At 76.0% G+C, this 24,165-nt stretch carries 22 protein-coding genes, 4 tRNA genes and 1 other RNA gene; 11 read left to right on the top strand and 16 right to left on the bottom strand.

The genetic code is table 11. From position 1 onward, the window contains the following. Window positions 1-27 precede the first annotated feature (27 nt). Together MN205_RS13565 and MN205_RS13560 are read right to left on the bottom strand one after the other, a co-directional pair. Window positions 28-1,596: a sodium:alanine symporter family protein gene (locus tag MN205_RS13565; RefSeq protein WP_242128133.1), complete on the bottom strand. Its 1,569-nt coding sequence runs from the start codon at window positions 1,594-1,596 to the stop codon at window positions 28-30. 99 nt (window positions 1,597-1,695) lie between these two features. Next, the gene (locus MN205_RS13560) at window positions 1,696-3,330 is read right to left on the bottom strand and encodes an ABC-F family ATP-binding cassette domain-containing protein (protein ID WP_242128131.1); all 1,635 of its coding nucleotides are present in this window, start codon (window positions 3,328-3,330) and stop codon (window positions 1,696-1,698) included. 79 nt (window positions 3,331-3,409) lie between these two features. Here MN205_RS13560 and MN205_RS13555 point away from each other — a divergent pair, with 79 nt between their 5' ends. Beyond that, window positions 3,410-4,765: a uracil-xanthine permease family protein gene (locus MN205_RS13555; RefSeq protein WP_242128129.1), complete on the top strand. Its 1,356-nt coding sequence runs from the start codon at window positions 3,410-3,412 to the stop codon at window positions 4,763-4,765. Between the two features lie 64 nt (window positions 4,766-4,829). Here MN205_RS13555 and MN205_RS13550 read toward each other — a convergent pair whose 3' ends face one another. From MN205_RS13550 to ffs, 8 genes are all read right to left on the bottom strand, one after another. Continuing rightward, window positions 4,830-5,009, bottom strand: coding sequence for a hypothetical protein (locus MN205_RS13550; protein ID WP_242128127.1), 180 nt, complete (start codon window positions 5,007-5,009; stop codon window positions 4,830-4,832). A 114-nt stretch (window positions 5,010-5,123) separates the two neighbouring features. After that, complete coding sequence (locus MN205_RS13545) at window positions 5,124-6,545, bottom strand: GntP family permease (RefSeq protein ID WP_242128125.1); 1,422 nt, start codon at window positions 6,543-6,545, stop codon at window positions 5,124-5,126. A 126-nt stretch (window positions 6,546-6,671) separates the two neighbouring features. Beyond that, window positions 6,672-7,745 (bottom strand): aspartate-semialdehyde dehydrogenase, encoded by a 1,074-nt coding sequence (locus MN205_RS13540; protein WP_242128123.1) that lies wholly within the window; start codon window positions 7,743-7,745, stop codon window positions 6,672-6,674. Next, window positions 7,742-9,034: an aspartate kinase gene (locus MN205_RS13535; RefSeq protein ID WP_242128120.1), complete on the bottom strand. Its 1,293-nt coding sequence runs from the start codon at window positions 9,032-9,034 to the stop codon at window positions 7,742-7,744. The genes MN205_RS13540 and MN205_RS13535 overlap by 4 nt, the downstream gene beginning before the upstream one ends. A 115-nt stretch (window positions 9,035-9,149) precedes the next feature. Further along, window positions 9,150-9,746: a DUF5063 domain-containing protein gene (locus MN205_RS13530; protein WP_242128118.1), complete on the bottom strand. Its 597-nt coding sequence runs from the start codon at window positions 9,744-9,746 to the stop codon at window positions 9,150-9,152. Beyond that, window positions 9,739-10,338: a recombination mediator RecR gene (gene recR / locus MN205_RS13525; protein WP_242128116.1), complete on the bottom strand. Its 600-nt coding sequence runs from the start codon at window positions 10,336-10,338 to the stop codon at window positions 9,739-9,741. The genes MN205_RS13530 and recR overlap by 8 nt, the downstream gene beginning before the upstream one ends. A 43-nt stretch (window positions 10,339-10,381) precedes the next feature. Then, window positions 10,382-12,610 (bottom strand): DNA polymerase III subunit gamma and tau, encoded by a 2,229-nt coding sequence (locus MN205_RS13520; protein WP_242128114.1) that lies wholly within the window; start codon window positions 12,608-12,610, stop codon window positions 10,382-10,384. A 41-nt stretch (window positions 12,611-12,651) separates the two neighbouring features. After that, window positions 12,652-12,748, bottom strand: an RNA gene (ffs, locus tag MN205_RS13515) — signal recognition particle sRNA small type. A 99-nt stretch (window positions 12,749-12,847) separates the two neighbouring features. On the opposite strand from ffs, the gene MN205_RS13510 reads away from it, so the two are divergent. The 3 genes from MN205_RS13510 (at window position 12,848) to MN205_RS21965 (ending at window position 14,002) form a co-directional block, all read left to right on the top strand. Continuing rightward, a tRNA-Ser gene (locus tag MN205_RS13510) sits at window positions 12,848-12,932 on the top strand. Window positions 12,933-13,042: 110 nt separating this feature from the next. Continuing rightward, the gene (locus tag MN205_RS13505; RefSeq protein WP_242128112.1) at window positions 13,043-13,360 is read left to right on the top strand and encodes a type II toxin-antitoxin system VapB family antitoxin; all 318 of its coding nucleotides are present in this window, start codon (window positions 13,043-13,045) and stop codon (window positions 13,358-13,360) included. Between the two features lie 9 nt (window positions 13,361-13,369). Beyond that, the gene (locus MN205_RS21965) at window positions 13,370-14,002 is read left to right on the top strand and encodes a LytR C-terminal domain-containing protein (RefSeq protein WP_242128111.1); all 633 of its coding nucleotides are present in this window, start codon (window positions 13,370-13,372) and stop codon (window positions 14,000-14,002) included. Between the two features lie 63 nt (window positions 14,003-14,065). On the opposite strand, the gene MN205_RS13495 is transcribed toward MN205_RS21965, so the two are convergent. The 3 genes from MN205_RS13495 to MN205_RS13485 all read right to left on the bottom strand — a co-directional run bounded on the left by MN205_RS13495 (window position 14,066) and on the right by MN205_RS13485 (window position 15,208). Then, window positions 14,066-14,152: transfer RNA gene (locus tag MN205_RS13495), tRNA-Ser, on the bottom strand. Between the two features lie 58 nt (window positions 14,153-14,210). Continuing rightward, window positions 14,211-14,645 carry a tRNA adenosine(34) deaminase TadA gene (gene tadA, locus MN205_RS13490; protein ID WP_242128108.1) on the bottom strand — a complete coding sequence of 145 codons (435 nt, stop codon included), beginning with the start codon at window positions 14,643-14,645 and terminating at the stop codon, window positions 14,211-14,213. A gap of 35 nt (window positions 14,646-14,680) precedes the next feature. Continuing rightward, window positions 14,681-15,208 carry a tRNA adenosine deaminase-associated protein gene (locus MN205_RS13485; protein ID WP_242128107.1) on the bottom strand — a complete coding sequence of 176 codons (528 nt, stop codon included), beginning with the start codon at window positions 15,206-15,208 and terminating at the stop codon, window positions 14,681-14,683. Between the two features lie 66 nt (window positions 15,209-15,274). Here MN205_RS13485 and upp point away from each other — a divergent pair, with 66 nt between their 5' ends. The 3 genes from upp to MN205_RS21960 all read left to right on the top strand — a co-directional run bounded on the left by upp (window position 15,275) and on the right by MN205_RS21960 (window position 16,881). Further along, complete coding sequence (upp, locus tag MN205_RS13480) at window positions 15,275-15,910, top strand: uracil phosphoribosyltransferase (RefSeq protein ID WP_242128105.1); 636 nt, start codon at window positions 15,275-15,277, stop codon at window positions 15,908-15,910. 132 nt (window positions 15,911-16,042) lie between these two features. Continuing rightward, window positions 16,043-16,204 (top strand): hypothetical protein, encoded by a 162-nt coding sequence (locus MN205_RS13475; RefSeq protein ID WP_242128103.1) that lies wholly within the window; start codon window positions 16,043-16,045, stop codon window positions 16,202-16,204. Between the two features lie 17 nt (window positions 16,205-16,221). Continuing rightward, on the top strand, window positions 16,222-16,881 hold the full coding sequence (locus MN205_RS21960) for a PH domain-containing protein (protein ID WP_242128101.1): 660 nt from the start codon (window positions 16,222-16,224) through the stop codon (window positions 16,879-16,881). A gap of 82 nt (window positions 16,882-16,963) precedes the next feature. On the opposite strand, the gene MN205_RS13465 is transcribed toward MN205_RS21960, so the two are convergent. From MN205_RS13465 to MN205_RS13455, 3 genes are all read right to left on the bottom strand, one after another. After that, window positions 16,964-17,536: a histone-like nucleoid-structuring protein Lsr2 gene (locus tag MN205_RS13465; RefSeq protein ID WP_242128099.1), complete on the bottom strand. Its 573-nt coding sequence runs from the start codon at window positions 17,534-17,536 to the stop codon at window positions 16,964-16,966. Window positions 17,537-18,261: 725 nt separating this feature from the next. Beyond that, window positions 18,262-18,337: transfer RNA gene (locus MN205_RS13460), tRNA-Arg, on the bottom strand. Between the two features lie 238 nt (window positions 18,338-18,575). Then, window positions 18,576-18,666: transfer RNA gene (locus MN205_RS13455), tRNA-Ser, on the bottom strand. Between the two features lie 44 nt (window positions 18,667-18,710). Here MN205_RS13455 and MN205_RS13450 point away from each other — a divergent pair. From MN205_RS13450 to MN205_RS13435, 4 genes are all read left to right on the top strand, one after another. Next, window positions 18,711-20,690: a penicillin-binding transpeptidase domain-containing protein gene (locus MN205_RS13450; RefSeq protein ID WP_305037214.1), complete on the top strand. Its 1,980-nt coding sequence runs from the start codon at window positions 18,711-18,713 to the stop codon at window positions 20,688-20,690. A gap of 350 nt (window positions 20,691-21,040) precedes the next feature. Then, the gene (ssd, locus tag MN205_RS13445; protein WP_242128097.1) at window positions 21,041-22,180 is read left to right on the top strand and encodes a septum site-determining protein Ssd; all 1,140 of its coding nucleotides are present in this window, start codon (window positions 21,041-21,043) and stop codon (window positions 22,178-22,180) included. Further along, window positions 22,177-23,352: a TadA family conjugal transfer-associated ATPase gene (locus MN205_RS13440; RefSeq protein ID WP_374115941.1), complete on the top strand. Its 1,176-nt coding sequence runs from the start codon at window positions 22,177-22,179 to the stop codon at window positions 23,350-23,352. Before ssd ends, MN205_RS13440 begins: the two co-directional genes overlap by 4 nt. After that, entirely contained in the window at window positions 23,349-24,005 is a 657-nt protein-coding gene (locus MN205_RS13435; RefSeq protein WP_242128093.1) for a hypothetical protein, read from the top strand. The genes MN205_RS13440 and MN205_RS13435 overlap by 4 nt, the downstream gene beginning before the upstream one ends. Window positions 24,006-24,165 lie beyond the last annotated feature (160 nt).

Raw genomic sequence — 24,165 nt, 5'->3', positions numbered from 1 at the left:
GTGGCGGGGCCGGGAGGAGGGGAGGGGTCAGGCGGTGGGGACGTCCTGGCCCTCGCGAGCCAGCTTGCCGCTGCGGCGGTCGGCCAGGTAGCTGCGCAGCTCGTCCTTGACGACCGGCGCGAGGATGTACAGGCCGATGATGTTGACCAGGGCGCAGAGGAAGAGCATCGCGTCCGCCAGCGTCAGCACCGAGCCGAAGGTCAGGACGGTGCCGATGACGGTGAAGGCGCAGTAGATGACCTTGAAGGTCAGCAGGCTGGCGCTGGAGCGGCCGAAGAAGTGCGCCCAGGCCTTCTCCGAGTAGTAGCTCCACGTGATGAGGGTGGAGAACGCGAAGAGCGTGACGGCGATGGCCAGCACGATCGGGAACCAGGAGATGACGCTCTCGAACGCGTCGGAGGTCAGCACCACGCCGTCGGCGCTGCTGGAGCCGGTCGCCGCGACCTCCGCGCGCGCGTCGAGCCAGCTCTGCGGGCTGGCGATGATGATCGTCAGGGCCGTCATGGTGCAGATGATCACGGTGTCGACGAACGGCTCCAGCAGGGCCACGAAGCCCTCCGAGACGGGCCGGTGGGTCTTGACCGCGGAGTGCGCGATGGGCGCCGAGCCCAGGCCGGCCTCGTTGGAGAAGGCCGCGCGCTGGAAGCCGACGATGAGCGCGCCCAGCACGCCACCGGCGACGCCCTCGGGGTTGAAGGCGTTGCTGAGGATCGCGCCGACCGCCTCGGGGACCTGCCCGATGTTGCCGATGATCACGATCAGGCAGGCGATGACGTAGAGGATCGCCATGGCGGGCACCAGCCTGGAGGTGACCCGGCCGATGGAGGAGATGCCGCCCAGGATGACCGCGCCGACCAGGGCTGCGAGCACGACGCCGAAGACGAAGGCGGCGCCGTCGCTGCCCAGGAAGCCGTCGTCGCCGCCGGTGACGTTGCGGATCTGCGCGAAGGTCTGGTTGGCCTGGAACATGTTGCCGCCGGCCACGCCGAAGAAGAAGATCGCGATGGCGAAGACCGCGGTGAGGATCGTGCCGACCCAGGTCACCTTCAGCTTGGCGAACGCCACCTTCAGGTAGCGGAACGGCCCGCCGGTGACGCTGCCGTCCTCGTGGACCTCCCGGTACTTCACACCCAGGGTGCACTCGACGAACTTCGTGCACATGCCGAGCAGGCCGGCGATGATCATCCAGAAGGTGGCGCCCGGGCCGCCGACGGTGACCGCGACGGCCACGCCGGCGATGTTGCCCAGGCCGACCGTGCCCGAGACGGCGCTGGTCAGCGCCTGGAAGTGGGTGACCTCACCGGGGTCGGAGTTCCTGCTGAACCGCCCGCGGATGGTCTCGACCGCGACCTTCAGGCCCCGGAACTGGATGAAGCCGAAGTACACGGTGAAGATCAGGCCGGCCAGGACGAGCCAGCCGACGATCAGGGGGAAGGTCGCCCCGGCGATGCTCACCGAGTAGAAGATGACCTCGCTCAGCTCCCTGGCGATGTCGGAGAAGACGCTGTCGACGCTCGACTCGATGCTGGCGAGCACGCCGCTGTCGGGCTCCACGGTGGTGGAGGCCGAGAGGGCCTGGAGGGTCGCTGATGGCATTGGCGCAGAGAAGCGCTTCCGGGCTGCGGCGTCAACCGCTACCCGCAGCTCTTGCTCAGCCGCAACGAACTCGTAACGTGGCGGCGCGTGCGGGAGTGCTCACAGCTCCCGCACGGCGCCGCCCTCCACGACCAGCCGGCGCGTCACCCGCACCGCCTCCAGCAGGCGCCGGTCGTGGCTGACCAGCAGCAGCGTGCCCGGGTAGCCCTCCAGCGCCTGCTCCAGCTGCTCGATCGCCGGCAGGTCCAGGTGGTTCGTCGGCTCGTCCAGCACCAGCAGGTTCACCCCGCGCGCCTGCAGCAGCGCCAGCGCCGCCCGGGTGCGCTCACCCGGCGACAGGCTCGACGCCGGCCGGCCCACGTGCGCGGCGGTCAGGCCGAACTTCGCCAGCAGCGTGCGCACCTCCGCGTCCGGCCACTGCGGCACCGCCGCGCCGAACGCCCGCGCCAGCGCCTCCTCGCCCAGGAACAGCCCGCGCGCCTGGTCCACCTCGCCCACCTCGACGCCCGAGCCCAGCGACGCCGTGCCCTCCTGCGGGGTCACGCGCCCCAGCAGCAGCGACAGCAGCGTCGTCTTGCCCGCGCCGTTCGGGCCGGTCACGGCGACGCGGTCGCCCGCGCCCACCTGCAGGTCCACCGGGCCCAGGGTGAACGCGCCCCGCCGCGCCACCGCACCGCCCAGCGTCGCCACCACCGAGCCGGAGCGCGGTGCCGCGGCGATCGACATGCGCAGCTCCCACTCCTTGCGGGGCTCCTCCACGACCTCCAGCCGCTCGATCATCCGCTCCGTCTGGCGGGCCTTCGCGGCCTGCTTCTCGCTGCCCTCACGCATCTTCGCCCGGATGTTCTTGTCCGGGTCGCCCTTGCGCACCGCGTTGCGCGCGCCCTTGGCCATCCAGTTCCGCTGCATCCGGGCGCGTGCCTCCAGCCCCGAGCGCGTGCCGGCGTACTCCTCGTACTCCTCGCGGGCGTGGCGGCGCTGCACCTCCCGCTCCGCCAGGAACGCCTCGTACCCGCCGCCGACGACCCGCACGAGCTGCTGCGCCAGGTCCAGCTCCACCACCCGGTCCACGGTGCGGGCCAGGAACTCGCGGTCGTGGCTGACGACGACGGCCGGGGAGCGCAACTGCTGCACGAACCGCTCCAGCCGCGCCAGGCCGTCCAGGTCCAGGTCGTTCGTGGGCTCGTCGAGGAGGAAGACGTCGTAGCGCGAGAGCAGCAGCGCGGCCAGCCCGGCGCGCGCCGCCTGCCCGCCCGACAGGGCCGTCATCGCCACCTCCGCGTCGACGGTCAGGCCCAGGTCGGCGAGGACCTCCTCACGGCGCTCGTCGAGGTCGGCGCCACCCAGGGCCAGCCAGCGGTCCAGCGCGTCCGCGTAGCGGTCGTCGGCGCCGGGGGCGCCCTCGGCGAGCTCCTGCGCGGCCGCGTCCATCGCGCCCTGCGCCGCCGCCACGCCCGTGCGCCGGCCCAGGAACGCGGCGACGCTCTCACCCGCGCGGCGCTCCGGCTCCTGCGGCAGGTACCCCACGGTCGCCGTCGGAGGCGACAGGGAGACCGTGCCGGACTCGGGGCGGTCGAGGCCCGCCAGCAGCCGCAGCAGCGTGGACTTGCCCGCCCCGTTGGCGCCGACCAGGCCGACGACGTCGCCGGGGGCGATGACGAGGTCCAGGCCGGAGAAGAGGCTGCGCGTCCCGTGCGCCGCGCTGAGGTCCTTGGCGACGAGGGTTGCGCTCACGCCCCCATCCTCCCCGACGCCCTACCCTTCGTCCGCCCCCGGCGCGCGCCGGGGGCGAGCGGCGAGCGGAGGAGACGGCGTGGCGGGTATCGGCTGGCGGGTGCACGGCGACGGGCGGGAGGTGCGGCCAGGGGCGGTCGTGGAACCGGGGGAGCGGCTGAGCTGGCCGCGCACCGTCGGCATCGGCCTGCAGCACGTCGTGGCGATGTTCGGCGCCACGATCCTCGTGCCGGCCATCACCGGCTTCCCCGCGGCGACGACGCTGTTCTTCTCCGCCGTGGGCACCGCCCTGTTCCTGCTGATCACCGGCAACCGGCTGCCCAGCTACCTCGGCTCGTCGTTCGCGTTCATCGCCCCCATCGCGGCGGCCGTCGCCACCGGCGGGCTGGCCGTCGCCGCGGGCGGCATCCTGCTCACCGGCGTGCTGCTGGCGCTCGTCGGTGCCGTCGTGCACGTCGCGGGCTCCCGGTGGATCGACGCGCTGATGCCCCCGGTGGTCACCGGCACGATCGTGGCGCTCATCGGGCTGAACCTGGCCCCCACCGCGTGGGGCACCTGCCAGCCGGACGGCTCCTGCTCCGGGTTCCGCGCCGCGCCCGTCACCGCCCTGGTCACCCTCGGTGCGATCGTGTTGGCGACGGTGCTGTTCCGCGGGATGCTGGGGCGCCTGGCGATCCTCGTCGGCGTCGTCGTCGGGTACGCGTGCGCGGTGCTGCGCGGCGAGGTCGCGTTCGAGCAGGTGCGGGAGGCGGCCTGGTTCGGGCTGCCGCAGTTCACCGCCCCGGCCTTCGACGCGGGGGTCCTCGGGCTGTTCCTGCCGGTGGTGTTCGTCCTGGTGGCCGAGAACGTCGGTCACGTGAAGTCCGTGGCCGCCATGACGGGCCGGGACATGGACCCGCTCACCGGGCGGGCGCTGCTCGCCGACGGCCTGGCCACCACCCTCGCCGGCGCCGGCGGCGGGTCCGGCACCACCACGTACGCGGAGAACATCGGCGTCATGGCGGCGACGAGGGTGTACTCCACCGCCGCGTACTGGGTCGCGGCCGCCGCCGCGCTCGTGCTGAGCTTCTCGCCGAAGTTCGGCGCGCTCGTCGGCTCGGTGCCCGCCGGTGTGCTCGGCGGGGCGGCGACGCTGCTCTACGGGATGATCGGCATCCTGGGGGCGCGCATCTGGGTGCAGAACCGCGTCGACTTCTCGAACCCGGTGAACCTCACCACCGCCGCGATCGCGCTCGTCGTGGGCATCGCGAACTACAGCTGGGTGCCGCGCGAGGGCCTGGCGTTCGAGGGCATCGCCCTGGGCACCGCCACCGCGATCGGCGTGTTCCACCTCATGCGGTTCCTGGCCCGGTGGCGGGGGACCACGCAGGAGGCGGCGACCCCGGCGTCGGTGCCGGGCGGTGCCGAGCTGGAGGGGCGCCCGGACGGGAGCTGACGGGCCCGGACGCGACCGCGCGCCCCGGAGGGAGCCTCCGGGGCGCGCGGTGCGGTGGGGCGGGTCAGTCGGGCAGCGGGCCGTCCTCGGCGCTGCGCTCCGGGCTCACGTTGCTGCCCTGCTCCTCGCCCTGCGGGCCGGTGCCCGGGGCCGTGGGCGGGGCGCCGGTGCCGGGGTCCGCGGCGGGGACCTCGACCTCGCCGGCGTCCTTCTCGTGCGGGGTGAAGGGCTCCATCATCGACACGGTCGTCTCCTCCTCAGGCTCGACGGACCTCCACCCGACCACGTGCGCCCCCGGCCCGCGACCGGGGGCGCACGTGGTCCACGACGCGTTCAGGTCGCGTTCACGACGGGGCGGTCACGGCGCGACCGTGTACACGATCCAGACGAGGCCGAAGGCCATGAAGCCGATCGCGGTGGCGATGACGCTCCACGTGCGCAGGGTCGTGGCCGTGTCCAGGCCCAGGAAGCGGCCCACCAGCCAGAACCCGGAGTCGTTGACGTGGGAGAAGGAGATGGCGCCGGCGGTGATGGCGACGGTGATGCAGGCCAGCTGCAGCGCCGACAGCTCCGGGGCGGCCGCCACGGCCGGTGCCAGCAGGCCGGCCGCGGTGGTGCCCGCCACGGTGGCCGAACCCTGTGCGACGCGCAGCGCGATGGCGATGACGAACCCGGCCAGGATCAGCGGCAGGCCGGCGGCGTCCAGGCCGTCGGCCAGCGCACCGCCGATGCCGGTCGCGGTGAGGACGCGGCCGAACATCCCGCCGGCGCCGGTGATCAGGATGATGGAGCAGACGGGCGCCAGGGCGTCGTCGACGAGGTCCTCCAGCCGGGAGCCGACCTTGCCGCGGTTGGGCCGCACCACCAGCAGCAGCAGCGCCAGGACGCTGGTGATGAGCAGCGCGACCGGCGTGGCGCCGATCAGCTGCAGCACCTGGATCAGCGGGCTGTCCTCGTCGGCCCCGTAGCTGGTGACGGCCGTGTCCGAGGCGGTGCCGCAGAAGATCAGCACCAGCGGCAGCAGCAGCAGGAACAGCACGAGGCCGAAGCGGGGGCGCGGCTGGTCGCTGGAGGGGGTGCCCAGCAGTTCGGGCACCGGGAAGAAGGGCGTGCGCCGCGCCAGGACGAGCGCCAGGCGGTACCCGGCCACGTACCAGGTGGGCAGGCCCACGAGCAGCCCCACGATCAGCGTGAGACCGACGTCGGCGCCGAGGATCTCGGAGGCCGCCACCGGGCCCGGGTGCGGCGGGACGAGCGCGTGCATCATCAGGAACGCACCGGCCGACGGCAGCGCGTACAGCAGGAGCGAGCCGCCCAGGCGGCGCGCCACCGTGTAGATGATCGGCAGCATCACGACGAACGCGGCGTCGAGGAAGATCGGGAAGCCGTAGAGCAGCGAGGCCACCGACAGCGCCAGCGGTGCGCGCTTCTCGCCGAAGCGGCTGACGAGGGTGTCGGCGAGCACCTGTGCGCCGCCGGACGTCTCGATGATGCGGCCGAGCACGGCGCCGAACCCGACGAGCAGCGCGACCGTGCCGAGCGTGCCGCCGAACCCGGCGACGAGGGTGTCGACCAGTTCGCCGACCGGGATGCCGGCGACGAGCGCCGTCAGCAGGCTGACGATGACCAGCGAGTAGAACGCGTGCAGCCGCACCTTGATGATCAGGACGAGCAGCAGCGCGATGGCGAGCACCGCGGTGGTGAGCAGGAACGCGGTGGACCGCGGTGAGGTGATCTCGGCGGCCTGCGCGGCGAGCGCCGCGGGCAGGGACGTGGACATGCGGGCGGGCCCTTCTTCGGTGACGGACGCCCCGCACCCTACCTGCGATTTTCTATAGAACCGTTCTCCCCGGGCGCGCGACGGCCCGCCACCCGGGTGGGGTGGCGGGCCGTCGGTGCAGGGGGGTCAGGCGGTGAGCTCGGCCGCCACGAGTTCCGCGATCTGCGCGGTGTTCAGCGCCGCGCCCTTGCGCAGGTTGTCCCCGCACACGAACAGGTCGAGCGTGTTCGGGAAGTCCAGGGCCTGCCGCAGGCGGCCGACGACCGTCGGGTCACCGCCCACGGTGGTCGCCGGGGTGGGGAACACCCCGTTCGCGAGGTCGTCGCGCACCTCGACGCTGGGTGCGGCCTCCAGCGCGGCGCGGGCCTCGTCCACGGACACGTCCGACGCGAACGTCGCGTGCACCGCCAGCGAGTGCGTCGTCAGCACCGGCACGCGCACGCAGGTCGCGGAGACCCGCAGGTCCGGGATGCCGAGGATCTTGCGGGACTCGTTGCGGACCTTCAACTCCTCGCTGGTCCAGCCGTCGTCCTTCAGCGAGCCCGCGACCGGGATGACGTTGAGGACGAGGTTCTCCTGGAACGGGGAGTCCGCACCCAGCTTCGCCTCGATCGCGGCGGCGGTGTCGCCGGAGCTCTGGCCCAGCGTGCGCTGCCCCGCCACGACCTCCAGCTCGTCGTAGAGCCGGTCCACACCGGGCTGCCCCGCACCGGAGGCCGCCTGGTAGCTGGCGACGACCAGCTCGGTGAGCTGCCACTTCTCGTGCAGCGCACCGAGGGCGTCCATCATCGTCAGGGTCGTGCAGTTCGGGTTCGCGATGATGCCCTTGGGGCGGTTCCGGGCGGCGGCGCCGTTGACCTCCGGGACCACCAGCGGCACGTCCGGGTCCATCCGGAACGCACCGGAGTTGTCCACGGCCACCGCGCCGCGCTCGGCGGCGACCGGCGCCCACTGCGCGGACACCTCGTCCGGCACGTCGAACATGGCGACGTCGACGCCGTCGAAGACCTCCGGCGTCAGCTCCCGCACCACGACGTCCTCGCCGCGCACCCGCAGCACCTTGCCGGCGGAGCGGGCCGAGGCGACGAGGCGGATCTCGCCCCACACGTCGGGGCGCTCGGACAGGATCCCGAGCATCACGGAGCCGACGGCGCCGGTGGCGCCGACGACCGCGAGGGTCGGCTTGCGGTTCTCGCTCATCGTCCGGTCCCTCCGTAGACCACGGCCTCGGCCTCGCCGTCCAGGCCGAACGCGGTGTGCACCGCGCGCACCGCGTCGTCGAGCTGCTCGGCGCGGGTGACGACCGAGATGCGGATCTCCGAGGTGGAGATCATCTCCATGTTGATGCCCTGCGCGCCGAGCGCGTCGAAGAACGTCGCCGACACCCCGGGGTGCGAACGCATCCCCACCCCGATCAGCGACACCTTGCCGATCTGGTCGTCGAACTCCAGGCGCTCGAAACCCACGGCGGCCTGCACCTTGCCCAGCGCCACCGCCGCCGTCTGGCCCTCCGACTTCGGCAGGGTGAAGGAGATGTCGGTGCGGTTGGACGCACCGACGGAGTTGTTCTGGACGATCATGTCGATGTTGATCTCCGCCTCGGCGACCGCCTTGAAGATGGCGGCGGCCGTGCCCGGGGTGTTCGGCACCCCCACGACGGTGATCTTCGCCTCGCTGCGGTCGTGCGCGACGCCGGAGATGATCGGCTGTTCCACGGTTTCCTCCACGGCGTGGGAGCTGAGGCCGGCGGGGACGGGGGAGTCCGTCACCCAGGTGCCCTCGTGCGCGCTGAAGGAGCTGCGCACGTGGATGGGCAGGTCGTAGTTCCGCGCGTACTCCACGCAGCGCAGCATGAGGATCTTCGCGCCCGAGGCCGCCATCTCCAGCATGTCCTCGCTGGCGATGCGGTTGATCTTGCGGGCGGTGGGCACGATGCGCGGGTCGGCGGTGAACACGCCGTCCACGTCGGTGTAGATCTCGCAGACGTCGGCCCCCAGCGCCGCGGCCAGCGCGACGGCCGTGGTGTCCGAGCCGCCGCGGCCCAGGGTGGTGATGTCCTTCGTGTCCTGGCTGACGCCCTGGAAGCCGGCGACGATGGCGATGGCGCCCTCGTCCAGCGCGGTGCGGATGCGCCCGGGCGTGACGTCGATGATGCGGGCCCGCCCGTGCGAGGAGTCGGTGATGACGCCCGCCTGCGACCCGGTGAACGAGCGCGCCTCGAGGCCGAGGTTGCTGATGGCCATCGCCAGCACCGCCATGGAGATGCGCTCGCCCGAGGTGAGCAGCATGTCCAGCTCGCGCGCCGGCGGCATCGGGGAGACCTTCTCGGCGAGGTCGATGAGCTCGTCGGTGGTGTCGCCCATCGCGGAGACCACGACGACGACCTCGTGACCGGCGCGCTTCGTCGCCGCGATCCGCTTGGCGACGCGCTTGATCCCGTCGGCGTCAGCGACCGAGGAACCGCCGTACTTCTGCACCACGAGAGCCACGACGGGCGATTCTACGGAAGGGCGCGCGGTGCTCCCCGCCGTGCCCAGCGCGTCGTGCGCGGGCTGGGCAGGTGGGGGCTCCCGGGCCGGGCGGACTGGGCGTTCTGCCCACCGCTCACGGGTGCAGGGCGTCGAACTCCGCGTCCGAGGCCGTCTCGGCGTCCACGTCCAGGCGCAGGTGGCCCAGCACCGACTGCAGCACCCGCAGCGCCGCGGTGGAGCGCGGCCCCCACGACGACAGGTACGAGAACTGCCACCACCACAGCGCCTCGCTGACCTCGCCGCGCTCGAAGTGCCGCAGGCCGTGCACGAGGTCCGCGGCCACCGAGGCGAGGTCGTCCGACAGCGCGCCGCGCACCAGTCCCGCGTCCGTCAGGGGGTCCGCCACGTCGGCGTAGTCGTCCAGGCCGTTCAGGACGTTGGCCAGGCTCGCGCGCACCGGGTCCACGTCCGGGTCGGGCCCGGCGTCCGGCTCGAAGCGGCGCGCCGGCACCACGTCGGCCACCGCGCCCAGGCGCGCGCCCGCCACCTGCACCTGGCTCACCGCCAGCAGCAGCACCGACAGCGCGGTGGAGCCCATCTGGCCGCTGGCCACCTCGGTGACCGCGTCGAGGTAGGCGCGGGCCTCCAGGGCCGTGGTCGCCGCCAGCTCCGCCAGCTCCACCGCCTCGGCGGCCTCCGCGCCGGTCGTCTCGATCGTCTCGTCAGGCATCCAGGGACCTCCGTCCGGCGAACGCCCGTCCGAGCGTCACCTCATCGGCGTACTCCAGGTCGCCGCCCACGGGCAACCCCGAGGCCAGCCGCGTCACCTTCAGCCCCATCGGCCGCAGCAGCCGCGCCAGGTACGTCGCCGTCGCCTCGCCCTCGAGGTTCGGGTCGGTCGCGATGATCGTCTCGGTGACCTCCCCGGAGCTCAGCCGCCCCAGCAGCTCACGCACCCGCAGGTCGTCCGGGCCCACGCCCTCCATGGGGCTGATCGCGCCGCCCAGCACGTGGTAGCGGCCGCGGAACTCGCGGGTGCGCTCGATGGCGACGACGTCCTTGGACTCCTCCACCACGCAGATGACCGCCGGGTCGCGCCGCGGGTCCCGGCACACCCGGCACAGCTGCTCCTGCGAGACGTTGCCGCACACCTCGCAGAAGCGGACGCGGCTCTTGACCTCGGTGAGCACCTCGGCGAGGCGGCGCACGTCGGCGGCGTCGGCCGCCAGCAGGTGGAACGCGATGCGCTGCGCGCTCTTGGGGCCCACGCCGGGCAGCCGTCCGAGCTCGTCGATCAGGTCCTGGACGACTCCTTCGTACACGCGGGAAGACTACGTGCCACCACCGACACCCGCCCCGAGCGCGTCAGGGACCCTCGTCGGTCGAGATGACCGTGCCGCCGAGCATCTGCTCCACCACCGCCGCACCCACGAGCTGGGAGTCCTCGGAGTCCTCGTCGTCGCGGCTGGGGACGTCCTCCTCCAGCGGCGCGGACGGCGCGGCCACCGGCTCCGGCGCGCGGGGCGCCTGCGGGGCCGGGGGACGCTGCGGCGCGGGGCGCTGCGCGCGCCGCGGCGCCGAGAGGTGCTCCTCGCCGGGGTCGTCGATGGGTGCCTCCGGCGGGGGCACGTCGTCGTCCGGGCCCACCACCGCGGCGTGCTGCGGCTGGGCGTGCTGCGGCTGGGCGTGCTGCGCGGGCTGCTGCGGGCGCCGCGCCGGGGCGGGCGCGCCCCGGCCGCCGCTCGCGGGCGGGCCGCCGGGGCCGCCCCCCGGGCGCGGGCGGCGGGGGCCGCCGCCGCGCGGACCGGCCCCCTCCGCGCCGGCGGCCTGCACGCCCGCCTCGATGCCGGTGACCTCCAGGAGCGCCTCGGCGACGAAACCGGCGTGGTTGCCCCGCCCGAACGTCGCCGCCAGCCCCGGGGTCTTGAAGCGCAGGGTGAGCACCCCGCCGCGGCAGTCCTGGACCGCGGCGTTCTCCGCCACCAGCGACCACGTCGTGCGCTTGAGCCGGAACAGCGCGCCCAGCACGTCCGTCCACAGCCGGCGCACCGCCTCGGCCTCCGAGGCCCCCTCGGCGGCCGCGGGCTGCTCGGCCGGTTCCCCGGGCGGGGACGACTGGGCGGGCTGGGCGGGCGGGGAGGACGGAGCGGGCTGGGCGGGGGGCGGCGAGCCGGGCGTGCGGGCCGCCGGCCAGCCGTCGTCCGCGACCGGGGCGGGCCGCTGCGGCGCGGTGGGCCCGGCGGGCGAGGTGGTGGCCGCCGGGGGAGCGGCGTCGCGGTCCGCGGCCGGTGCGGGGACCGGTGCGGGGGGTGCGGCAGGTGCCGGAGCCGGTGCCGCCTCGGGCGCCGGTGCGGGGGCCTGCGCGGCCGGTGGGGCGGGACGGGACGCGGGGGCGGCGGGCGGGGCGGGTGCCGCCGGGGCGGGTGCTGCCGGCAGGCCCGCGGCCAGGCGCCGCTCGAGCCGTTCCAGGCGCGGCCCGAGACCGCCGTCGGCGTCGGCGCCCGGCAGCAGCAGGCGCGCGCACAGCAGCTCCAGCTGCAGCCGCGGCGAGGTCGCCCCCGTCATCTGCTCCAGGCCGGCGGCCACCACGTCCGCGGCCCGCGACAGCTCCGCGCGCCCCAGGTGCGCCGCCTGCGCGCGCAGCCGGTCCAGCGCGTCCTCGGGCACCGCCAGCGCGTCCGCGGCGCCCTCGCCCACGGCGGCGACGACGACGAGGTCGCGCAGCCGCTGCAGCAGGTCGTCGGCGAAGCGGCGCGGTTCCTGCCCGGACTCGACCACCCGCTCGACCGCGCGGAAGACCGTCGCGCCGTCCCCGGCCGCGATCGCCTCGACCACGTCGTCCAGCAGCGAGGCGTGCGTGTACCCCAGCAGCGAGACCGCCACGTCGTAGGTGACGCCCTCGTCGCCGGCGCCCGCGATGAGCTGGTCCAGCACCGACAGGGAGTCGCGCACCGAGCCGCCGCCGGCGCGCACCACCAGCGGCAGCACGCCCTTGCCGACGCCCACGCCCTCGCGCTCGGCGAGCTCGGCGAGGTAGGACGTCAGCCGCGCCGGCGGCACCAGCCGGAACGGGTAGTGGTGGGTGCGCGAGCGGATCGTCGTGAGGACCTTGTCCGGCTCCGTCGTGGCGAAGACGAACTTCACGTGCGGCGGCGGCTCCTCCACCGTCTTCAGCAGGGCGTTGAAGCCCTGCTGGGTGACCATGTGCGCCTCGTCGAGGATGTAGACCTTGAAGCGGTCGCGGGCCGGGGCGAACGAGACGCGCTCGCGCAGGTCGCGGGCGTCGTCCACGCCGCCGTGGCTGGCCGCGTCGATCTCCACCACGTCCACGCTGCCGCCGCCGCCGTTGGCCAGGTCCCGGCAGGAGTCGCACGTGCCGCAGGGGGTGGGCGTCGGGCCCTGCGCGCAGTTCAGGCAACGGGCCAGGATGCGGGCGCTGGTCGTCTTGCCGCAGCCGCGCGGGCCGGAGAAGAGGTACGCGTGCGTGACGCGCCCCTTGGCGATCGCCTGGGACAGCGGCACGGTGACGTGCTCCTGCCCGATGACCTCCGCGAAGCTCTCGGGCCGGTAGCGGCGGTACAGGGCGCTCGTCACGACCCCGAGGCTAACCCGCCCCGCCGACAGCCCGGCGGGGACGAAGGGACCCCCCGCGCACCCGCCAGAGCCCACCTACCCTTGCTGCCTTCCGGCCCTGGGGGGGTTCAGCGGGATGACGCCACGCGAGGGGTCTGCGTCCCACTGTACGGGCCGGGGCGGGGTGCGGTCCAACCGCCCGCCGGGCACCCCCTCCGGTCGAGGGCACCCCTCCGGGCGCGCTACGCTGGGGGCACTGGAGGATTCGCCTAGTGGCCTATGGCGCACGCTTGGAAAGCGTGTTGGGTTAACGCCCTCGCGGGTTCAAATCCCGCATCCTCCGCAGGCCGAGGGGCCCGCACCCGNCCCGTGCACCGGGTGCGGGCCCCTCGTCGTCACCGGCCCCGCGCGTCCGCTCCCCGCGACGGTGCGGCCCACCTAGACTCACTCACTGTGATCTTCCAGGCGGTCGGCGAGGGGCGTCCGTACCCGCACCACGGGTACGACACGACCGGCCAGTGGTCCACCGTCCCGCCCCGCCAGGTCCGCCTGGCCGAGCTGACGACGACCCGGCGCGTGCTGGACCTGGACGCCCTGCTGGCCGACGACTCCACCTTCTTCGGCGACCTGTTCGCCCACGTCGTCGAGTGGCGCGGGCGGATGTACCTGGAGGACGGCCTGCACCGGGCGGTGCGCGCCGCGCTGCACCAGCGCCAGGTGCTGCACGCGCGCGTGCTCACGCTGACGGACCAGCTCACGCTGACGGACTAGGAGGGGCCCGTGGACGACGAGCACGACGGGGTGCAGCCCGACGACGACGCCGTCCTGGGCGGCGCCCCCGCCGACGACTCCGCCGACGACCTCGACGAGGCGTCCTACGAGCGGCTGCACCGCCGCCGCGTGCGCCGCCGCCGGCGGCAGCGCGCCGTCTTCGCGGTGCTGGTCGTGCTCGTCCTCGCGGTCGGCGGCGCGGCCGCGCTGGTGTGGACGGGGCGCTGGCAGCCGGGCACCGACCCCGTCGCCGCCCCGGCGTCCCCGACCTGCGACGCCGCGGCCGAGCAGCCGCTGACCGCCCCCGCGGAGGTCTCCGTGGAGGTCCTCAACGGCACGGACCGCAACGGGCTGGCCGCGGGGGTCGCCGACCAGCTGCGCGGGCGCGGGTTCACCGTCCCCGACATCGGCAACGCTCCCGTGGCCGCCGGGCCCGTCACCGCCGTGGTGCGCCACGCCCCCGACCTGCTGGGCCAGGCCCGCGCCGTCGCGGCCCGCTTCCCCGAGGCGCAGCTCCTGGTGGACCCCGCGGTCACCGGTGTCGAGCTCACCCTGGGCGACGCCTACGAGCAGCTGCTGCCCGAGGACGCCCTGGCCCCGCCCGCACCGCCGGCGCCCGAGGGCGCCCCGCCGGCCTGCTGAACGACCCCGCGGGGACGACGAAGGCCCCCGGCTCCGTGGAGCCGGGGGCCTTCGCCCTGCGAGCGGTGGCGGTGGGATTTGAACCCACGGAGGAGTTGCCCCCTCACACGCTTTCGAGGCGTGCTCCTTAGGCCGCTCGGACACACCACCGTCGGCAACGATACACGTTGCCGCCAGGTGTCCCGGACGCCCCGGCACCACCGGGCGGTCAGGCGCGGCGGCCGGCGAAGAAGCCGTCCAGCAGGGCCGAGCACTCCTCCTCCAACACGCCACCGGCCACCTCGACGACGTGGTTCAGCCGGCGGTCGCGCACCACGTCCCGCAGCGAGCCCGCCGCGCCGAACCGCGGGTCCCACGCCCCCAGCACCAGCCGGTCCACGCGGGCGAGCACCAGGGCGCCCGCGCACATCACGCACGGCTCCAGCGTCACCACGAGCGTGCAGCCCGACAGGCGCCACTGCCCGCGCGCGCGGGCCGCGGCCCGCAGCGCCAGCACCTCCGCGTGCGCCGTCGGGTCCTGCGCCGCCTCCCGCTCGTTGCGCCCCGCACCCAGCACGGCGCCGTCGGCGTCCACGACGACCGCGCCCACCGGGACGTCGCCGGACGCCTCGCAGGCCCGCGCCTCGTCGAGGGCCAGGCGCATCCACGCCGGCCACGGCGGCGGGTGGGCGAGCCCGGTCAGCGCAGCGCCTCCAGGACCTCGGCGAACCCGAGCAGCTCGCCGACCTCCACGGTGGCCGTCGAGGGGTCCGGCCCGGAGACCGCCAGACGGGTGATCGTGGTTGCCGGGCACCCGAGGTCCGCCAGCAGCTCGGGGTCGCCCGCCCACACCGCCTCGCCCAGGCCCTGGACCGCGCCGGAGCTGCGCTCGTCGTCGTCCGGCCCGTCCTCGTCGTCCGCCCCGCCGTCCCCGTCCCCGGGGGGCGGCACCTCGGCCGCGGGGGGCAGCTCGGCGAACAGCTCCGCGTAGGAGCTGTCGGCGGCCGCGACCGCGTCGGAGACGAACACGCGCGTGTCGTCGCCGTCGGTGCGCACGAACGCGAACCACTCGTCCTCGCGCTCCAGGACCGCCAGGACCGCCGCGTCGTCGCCCACGGCGCCGCGCAGCACGTCTCCCAGCTCCTCCGGGGAACCGGCTTCCAGGTCGACGTCGACGGAGCGCCAGCCGTCGCCGTCCGGGGTCAGCACAGCGGTGAAGTACGCCACGTGACCATGGTGGCAGGACGCTCGCGGATGCCGCCAGCACCGCCGGGGCAGCTAGGTTGGGCCCCCGTGCGCCTCTCCGTCATCGAGCACCCCCTGGTCGCCCACAAACTCACCGCCCTGCGGGACGCGACCACCGACTCGCCCACCTTCCGCCGCCTGGCGGACGAACTCGTCACGCTGCTGGCCTACGAGGCCACCCGGGAGGTGCGGGTCGAACCGCACCCGGTGAACACCCCGGTCGCCCCCACCACGGGGGTGCGGCTGACCTCGCCCAAGCCGATCGTCGTGCCGATCCTGCGCGCCGGCCTCGGCATGCTCGACGGCATGGTGCGCCTCCTGCCCACCGCTGAGGTCGGTTTCCTCGGGATGATCCGCGACGAGACCACGCTGCAGGCGACCACCTACGCCAACCGGTTGCCCGACGACCTCTCCGGCCGGCAGGTGTACGTGCTGGACCCGATGCTGGCGACCGGGGGCACCCTCGTCGCGGCCGTCGAGTACCTGCTGGAGCGCGGCGCCGTGGACGTCACCGCCATCTGCCTGCTCGCGGCCCCCGAGGGCATCGAGGTCGTGCGCTCGGCGTTCGACGAGCACGCCCACGTCACCGTGGTCACCGCCGCCGTCGACGAGCGCCTCGACGAGAACGGCTACATCGTCCCCGGTCTGGGTGACGCCGGCGACCGCCTCTACGGCGTGGTCTGATCCCTCCCCGGTTCCCGGCGCGGGGTGATCGAACTCGCGCGCCGTTTCCGGCAGGATGGCGCCCGATCGTGGTCATTTCCTGACTTGTGGTGACGGTGAACGGCGTTCGAGGAACGCGGGGAGGGGCTGGGCATGAAGTGGCGCCGGGTTCTGGGCTGGGTCCTGGTGGCGTTCGCGCTGTACGCGGTCTACCGCTCACCCGAGTCCGCCGCGGGCTTCGTGCGCGGCGTCGGTGAAGCGCTGGGCACCCTGGTGAGCAGCGTCGCGGCGTTCTTCGACGGCCTGCTGGCCTGAGCGCACGGAGCGCACGGGTGCGTGGGACGTCCACGACGGGGTCCTCGCCCGCCGAGCTCGCCGCCGCGGACGAGTCCGACCCCGGTCGCGCCGTCCTGCCGCGCTGGGTGAAGCGCCGGCTCCTGGCCGGTGAGCGCACCCACGTCACCGCCCAGCGGCACTGGGCGCAGCTGGTGGGCACCGTCACCGGCGTCGTGGCGGGCTTCGCCGTCGTCCTGTGGCTGGGGTTCCGCCTGCCGCCCGACCCGCCGCTGCTGCGCGACGCGCTGTTCCTGGCCTGGGTGGTGCTGTTGCTGCGGGCGGTCTGGCGGCTGCTGACGTGGCGCAACGGCTGGTTCGTCGCCACCGACAAGCGGCTGCTGCTCACGCGGGGCGTGGTGAACCGCCGCACGGCCATGATGCCGCTGAGCAAGGTGACCGACATGAGCTACAACCAGTCGGTGCCCGGCCGGTTGCTCGGGTACGGGCAGTTCGTGCTGGAGTCCGCGGGCAAGGACCAGGCGATGCGCCGCATCGACTGGGTGCCGGACCCGGACGAGAAGTACCGGGACCTGTGCGAGGTCATCTTCGGCCGCCCCGCCGCGCCCTCGGTCGCAGCCGAGCGGGCGCCGCGCCGCCGCGGCCGTGCCGCGGGGCGCGTCCTGGTGAGGTTGGCCCGCCGCGCCGCGGGGCGCTGACGGGTGTCGCCCGGCGGGCGCCGGGAACGCAGCAGGGGGCGGGATCCCGAAGGATCCCGCCCCCTGCTGCGTGGTGCGCCGCTCAGGCGGTGGCGGCGCGGAACTGGTCGATGATGCTCGTGGAGATGGGGCCGCGCGGGGCGACCGTGATGCCGTTCTCCGCGGCCCACTGGCGCACGGCGCGCGCGTCCACCGCGGCGGGGGCGGACTTCTTCGCCGCCGGCGCGGACTTCTTCGCTGCGGGGGCGGACTTCTTGGCCGCCGGCGCGGACTTCTCAGCCGACTTGCGGCCGGAGGCGCGCTTGGCGGGCGCCGGGGCCTCGGTGACCTCGGGAGCGGTTTCGGCCTCCGGGGCCTCGGCGGGCGCCGCCTTCTTGGCGGTGGTCTTCTTCGCCGTCGTCTTCTTCGCGGCGGGCGCGGCCTTCTTCGCCGGGGCGGCTTCGGCCGGGGCGGCGGTGCTCGACAACGCCGCCGGCAGCTCCTCCCACGAGACCGAGGTCGGGGCCTTGGAGGTCGAGGGGTTCCAGGAGACACCGTTCGCGTTCACGGTGAACGTGCCGATCTTGCGGCCGTTCCGCTTGACGGGGATCTCGAGGTCGACGGCACCGACCGGCAGTTCGGTGGCCACCTTCAGTGCGACGTCGTGGCTTGCCATGCTGGGCTCCCGGGAGCGAGGTGGGGTGATTGATGCTGAACCCCATGAAACCACAGTTCTCGGGGAGTTCGCGCATCGAGGAGTGCATTCTCGGCGGCGAACGGGTGGGGTTCTCCGGGTGGTTCCCCCGGTCTGTTCCCGCGCTGCGCCGCCGAACTGCCCGGGCTGTGAACGGTAATGCCGCGACGCCCGCCGATCCGCTGGTCCGGCCCCGGTGGGGGCGTCCCGAACGGCCGCGACGGGCCTGCGCCCGCCCGGCCCGTGAACGCCGCGGCCCCGGTTCCCCGGTGCTGCCGGGGTCGGTTCCGTGAACCCTTCCGCCACCGCTCCGGCCCGCCGTGGAAAGGCCGGGGAATCGGGTTCCGGGGGTTCGGGCGTCACCCGGCGGGGTTCCGGGGCTGGGGTGCGGCGGGTCGCGTGGCGGGCGCCGTTCCCCGCCGGTGCGCCCGGTCGGGGGCCCGGGGTGCGTGCCGGCCGCTGGGTGCCGGTCGCCGAGCGCCGCGGCCACCGCCTCGGCGGGCCCGCCGAGGGGTCCCCCGCGAGGTGGTGGCCGCGGGCGGGAGGAGCCGGACGGGGGAGGGGGCGTCCCTCGTGCGGCCCGGGGAGGGGGAGCCGGCGCGCCCGGCTGGCTGGAGCGGGGCGCCGCCGGGCACGAGCGGACACCCGCACGGACGACGAAGGGCGGGCCCTCCGTGGAGGACCCGCCCTGTGCGGCCTGCCGGCCGTGGTGCGCCCGAAGGGACTCGAACCCCTAACCTTCTGATCCGTAGTCAGATGCTCTATCCGTTGAGCTACGGGCGCCGGTCGCCGCGTTTCCGCAGCAGCCGTGGACGAGTCTAGCGGCCTCCGGCCCAGATGCCCAATCGGCTGTGCCGCAACGGTTCCGGCCGCCTCTGTGCCTCGGTGGACCGTCCGGGGCCGGGGGCCACCCCCGGACGGGTCGGGCCGAGGGGTCGTGCCGGCGGCTCACCGCTGCCGACGGGACCGGCCGGGGACGACGAAGGCCCCGTCCGCGGTGCGGACGGGGCCTTCGGGCCGGCGGAGGTGGCGGGATTTGAACCCGCGAGGGGGTTGTAGCCCCCAACCCGCTTAGCAGGCGGGCGCCATAGACCGGACTAGGCGACACCTCCAACGACCAAGAGGTTAGCAGTCGCACGTGCGAGCATCGAAAGCGATGAGCACCGACCCCTCGCCCCGCCCCGGCCCGGGGACTCCCCGGCGTCCCCGTCGCCGCACCGTGGTCGCCGGGGGAGCCGCCGTGCTCGCCGCGGCCGCCGCCGGCACCGCCGCCTGGGCGCGCTCGCGCGACGACGCCGGGGCGGCGGCCCGGCGACTGGCGGGCGACGTCGCCCGCGACTGGTCCGCAGGCACCTGGCGCGCCGAGCTGTTCGAGGCCGCCGCCGGTCAGCCGCCGGTGGACCCGGCCGCCGAGTACGCGCGCCTGGCCGGTGGGCTGGCGAGCGCACCGCCCACCGTGAGCGTGGCGGCGGTGGACACCGACAGCGCCGGCGACGGCAGCGCCGCGGCCCGCCTGGACGTCTCCTTCGACCTCGCCGCCGCGCACGGAGCCCCCGAGGGCACCGCGTTCGCGTACACCACCGCCCTGCGGCTGCGGCGCGGTGACGACGAGGAGTGGCGGGTGGTGTGGGAGCCCGCACTGGTGCACCCCGCGCTCGCGGGCGGCACCGCCACCCTCGCCCTGGAGCGCACCCAGCCGCCGCGCGCCGACGTCCTGGGCCGCGACGGCACCCCCGTCGTCACCGAGACGCCCGTGGTGCGGGTCGGTGTGCAGCCCTCGCGCACCACCGACCCCGCCGCGACCGCCGCGGCGCTCGGCGAGGTCCTCGGCGTCGACGCGGACGCCCTCGCCGAGCGCGTCCGGCAGGCGGACCCCGACGCCTTCGTCGACGTCGTCACGCTGCGCCGCGACGACTACGACGCCCGGCGGGACGCGCTGCAGCCGGTCCCCGGGGCGGTCTTCCGCGAGTCGGCCCTGCCGCTGGCGCCGACGAGGGAGTTCGCCCGCGGCCTGCTCGGCACCGTCGGGCAGGTCACCGCGGAGAAGGTGGAGGAGTCCGGCGGGCGCTACGCGGCCGGGGACGTCGCCGGGCTGTCCGGCCTGCAGGAGCGGTACGACGAGCGCCTCGCCGGCCGCGTGGGCGTCGCGGTGCGCACCACCGGCGGGGAGGGCGCGCCGCAGGACCTGCTCGTCGTAGACCCCGTGCCGGGCGAGCCGGTGCGCACGAGCCTGGACGCCGCGCTGCAGCAGGAGGCCGACGACGTGCTGGCCGCGACGGCGTCGCCGTCGGCGCTCGTGGCGGTGGACACGGCCACGGGGGAGGTGCTCGCCGTGGCGAGCTCCCCGGCCGACCGGGGCGACCTCGCCCTGACCGGGCGCTTCCCGCCCGGCTCCACGTTCAAGGTCGTCACCACGGTCGCGCTGCTGGCGCAGGGCCTCGACCCGGCCGAGACGGTGGCCTGCGCGCCGACGTTCACCGTGGACGGGCGCTCCTTCCGCAACTTCGAGGGCGAGGCGTTCGGGGACGTGCCCTTCCGCACCGACTTCGCGCAGTCGTGCAACACGGCCTTCGCGAGCCTGAGCGCGCGGCTGGACGACGACGAGCTGCGCACCACCGCCGCGCAGCTGGGCGTGGGGGCGGAGTGGGCGAGCGGGGTGGACGCCTTCGCCGGGGACGTTCCCGTCACCGAGTCCGCTGTGGACCTGGCCGCCGCGAGCTTCGGGCAGGGCCGCACCCTCGTCAGCCCGCTGGCGATGGCGGTGGCGGCGGCCTCGGTCGCGGCCCGGGAGCTGCGCCGCCCGGCGGTGGTGCTGGACCCGGCGCCCGCCGCCCCTGCCGCCCCGCCCTCGGCGGCCGACCCCGCGGTCCTGGAGGCCGTGGGCGACCTCATGCGCGAGGTCGTCGTCTCCGGCACCGCCACCGTGCTGGGCGGGGTGCCGGGCGAGCCCGTGCACGCCAAGACCGGCACCGCCGAGCACGGCACCGGGGACCCGCTGCCCACGCACGCCTGGACGATCGGCTACCAGGGGTCGCTGGCGTTCGCCGTCTTCGTCTCCGACGGGGCGAGCGGTGGCTCCGTGGCGGCTCCGCTGGCGGCCGACTTCCTCACCCGGGCCGCGGCCCTGCGCGGCTGAGGACCGCCAGCGCGCCCGGCGGGGCGTGCCCCGGTCCCCGCCGGACGAGTTTCCTCCGATCGGACCGCGTGGAGGAATTGCCAGCGCGGCTCCGATGGGGTCAAATGGTGAGGTACGCCCTTCGGGCGACATCGCGGGCCCGGCTCATCCCCCCCGAGCCGGACCGTGGACGGCCCCCGCTCCCCCCCAGCGGGGGCCGTCGTCTTTCCCCCTCCCTCCTCCGGGCGCAGCGCGGCGTCCACAGGACCGGCGGCGGCCGTCCCTCCACAGGGCTCCTCAGCGGTGCCGGGGACCGGTGCCCGGGAGCGCGACGGTGACGGGCGACCACCGCGACCCGCGAGGAGGCCCCCGTGCCCGCCGACCACCGTCCACACCACCGCCCGCAGCGGCCCGCCGCGCCCGCCCGTCCCGTTCCCGGCGGCCCCGGTCCCGGCGGCTCCGCGCCGGGCGCGCTGCTGCTCGGCGCCGACGACTCCCTGGCCGCGGCGGTCCTGCGCCTCGCCGACGTCGCGGGGTGCGACGTCCTGCGGGAGGCGCCCGCCACCGGCCCGGTGCCGCCGCTGCTGCTCGCGGGCGCCGGCACCCCGGCCCAGCACGTGGCCGAGGTCCGTGCCCGGGGCGCCGGCGAGGTGGTCCTCGTGGGCACCGCCCCGGTCGGGCCCGAGTGGTGGCGGCACGCCGCGGAGGTCGACGCCGACCACGCCGCGCTGCTGCCCGAGGCCGAGCCGTGGTTGCTGGACCACCTCGTCGACGTCGCCGGCGGGCCCCGGCCGCAGGGACGCGTCGTCGGGGTGGTCGGCGGGTGCGGCGGGGGAGGTGCCAGCGTCCTCGCCGCCGCGCTGGCCGCGGCCGCCGCCGAGGACGGCGACGTGCTGCTCCTGGACGCCGACCCCGCCGCCGGCGGCCTGGACCTGCTGGTGGGGGCGGACCAGCTGCCGGGGCTGCGCTGGGGCGACCTCGCCGGCGTCTCCGGTCGGCTGCGACCGGACGTGCTGCGCTCCACCGTCCGTCTCGAGGACGGGCTCCACCTGCTCGCCGGTGACCGGCGCACCGGTGCCGGGCCCACCCGGGAGGCTCTCGGCGCGGTCCTGCGGGCGGCGCGCGGCGCGTTCGCCACCACCGTGGTGGACCTGCCGCGCGGCCGGCTGGAGGAGCTGGGTGCCGACGTGCTGGGCGTCTGCGCCGAGGTGCTGGTCGTCGCCCCCGCCACCACCCGCGCCGCCGCCGCCGCGTGCTGCACCGTCGACGAGGTGCGACGCCTCGCCGCGGGCGCGGACCCCGAGGTGCGCCTGGTCCTGCGCGACGTCGGGGCGGGCGCCGACGCGGACGTCCTCGCCGACGTCGTCGGCGCGCCGCTGGCCGCCACGCTGCGCGCCGAACGGGACCTCGAGGCGCCCCTGGAGCGCGGGGAGGGCCTGCCGGTGAGCCGGCGCAGTCCCCTGCGGGTCTTCGCCGCCCGGTGGGCGCGCGCCGCGGTCCCCGCGTGGTGACCCCCGCCGCGGACCTGGCCGACCGGGTCCGCGCCCGCCTGGCGGGCCCGGTGGAGCCGGCCGCGGTGGCGCGAGCGGCCCGCGCCGAGGGCGTCGTGCTGGGCGCGGCCGCCCTGCTGCGCCTGGTCGACGACGTGCGCGCACGGGTCACCGGTGCCGGCCCCCTGCAGCCGCTGCTCGCCCTCGAGGGCGTCACCGACGTCCTCGTCAACGGCGGGGGAGCGGTGTGGGTCGACGACGGCGGCGGGCTGCGNCGGCCCGCCGCCGTCGAGGTGGGTGGGGAGGAGCAGGTGCGCGCCCTGGCGGTGCGACTGGCCGCCGGTGCGGGCCGCCGCCTCGACGAGGCCAGCCCGTTCGTCGACGCCCGCCTCGCCGACGGCACGCGCCTGCACGCGGTGCTGCCGCCGCTCGCGCCGGACGGCACCTGCATCAGCCTGCGGGTGCCCGCCCTGCGCCGCTGGCGCCTCGCGGAGCTCGCCACCGCCGGAGCGGTGCCCGACGGGTGGCTGGAGGTGCTGCGCGCCGTCGTCGCCACCCGGCTGTCCGTGCTGGTCAGCGGCGGCACCGGGGCCGGCAAGACGACGCTGCTGCAGGCGCTGCTCGCCGAGGTCGACCCCGCCGAGCGCATCGTCCTCGTGGAGGACTCCGGCGAGCTGCGCCCCGACCACCCCCACGTGGTCCGGCTGGAGGCGCGCCGGGAGAACGTCGAGGGGCGCGGCGGCGTGGGCCTGGACGTGCTGGTGCGGCAGGCCCTGCGGATGCGCCCGGACCGGCTGGTCGTCGGCGAGTGCCGCGGCGCCGAGGTGCGCGACCTGCTGGCCGCGCTCAACACCGGCCACGCCGGCGGTGCCGGGACCGTGCACGCCAACACCGCCGCCGACGTCGTGCCGCGCCTGCACGCCCTGGCCGCCGCCGCCGGGGCGGCACCGGCGGCGGTCGACGCCCAACTCCTGGCGGGGGTGGACGTGGTGCTGCACGTGAGCCGCCGCGCCGGCCGGCGGGGGCTGTCCGAGGTGGCGCTGGTGCGGTCCGCGCCGGGCGGGCGCGCCGTCGTGGTGCCCGCCCTGCGGGTGGACGACGACGGCACGGCCGGGCGCGGGCCGGTGTGGCCGGAGCTGGCCGAGCGGCTGGGGCTGGCCGAGCGGCCGGGGCTGCCGGCGGGCGCGCCGTGAGCGCCGCCACCGGCCCCGCGCTCGCCGTCGCCGCCCTCCTGGGTGGTGCCGTCCTGCTCCGGGGCGCGGGTGCGCGGGGGCCGGCTCCCCGGGGGCAGGCCCCCCGGCGCCCCGCCGGCCGGCGGGGCCCGCGGCCCGGCCGGCGCCGCCCGCCCCCCGACGCGGACCTGCTCGAGGGGGCCCGGCTGGCTGAGCGCGTCGCGGCCCTCCTGCGCGCCGGCCTGACGCCCGCGCAGGCGTGGCGGCACGCGGTGCCCGGCGGTGTCGCGGACGCGGACGGCGGCCCGGGGCGGGCAGGCCCCGCGCCCGGCGCCCCCGAGGGCGTGCAGGCGGTGTGGCGGCTCGTGGAGCGCACCGGCGCCCCGGCCGCCGAGACCCTGGAGCAGTGCGCCGCCGGGATGCGGGCGGAGGCCGACGTGCGAGCCGCGGTGCGCGCCGCCACCGCCGGGGCACAGGTCAGCGCCCGGACCGTCTCCCTGCTGCCGCTCGCCGGGCTGGCGCTGGGTGCCGCCCTGGGGGCGCCGCCGTGGGAGGCGCTGCTGGGCACCGCCGCCGGCCGGGTGTGCGCGCTCGCCGGCACCGCGCTGCTGCTGACGGGCCGGTGGTGGAGCGCACGGCTGGTGCGCTCCGCGGGTGCGGCGGGCGGTCCGTGACCCCGCCTGCCGCGGGGCTCGCCGTCGCGCTGCTGCTGGCGGCCGCGCTGCTGGCCGTGCGCGCCCCGGCAGCGCGCGGGGGCGCGGGACGCGGTGACGACGACGCCGGGGCGGTGGGTGCGCCGCGGAGGCGGGCGGTGCCGGCGGCGCGGAGGGTCCG

The sequence above is a fragment of the Kineococcus sp. TRM81007 genome (assembly GCF_022669155.1).
In the GTDB taxonomy this organism is placed as follows: domain Bacteria; phylum Actinomycetota; class Actinomycetes; order Actinomycetales; family Kineococcaceae; genus Kineococcus.
Note: the sequence above shows the minus strand (reverse complement) of the source record. Positions and strands in the feature narration are given on the sequence as shown.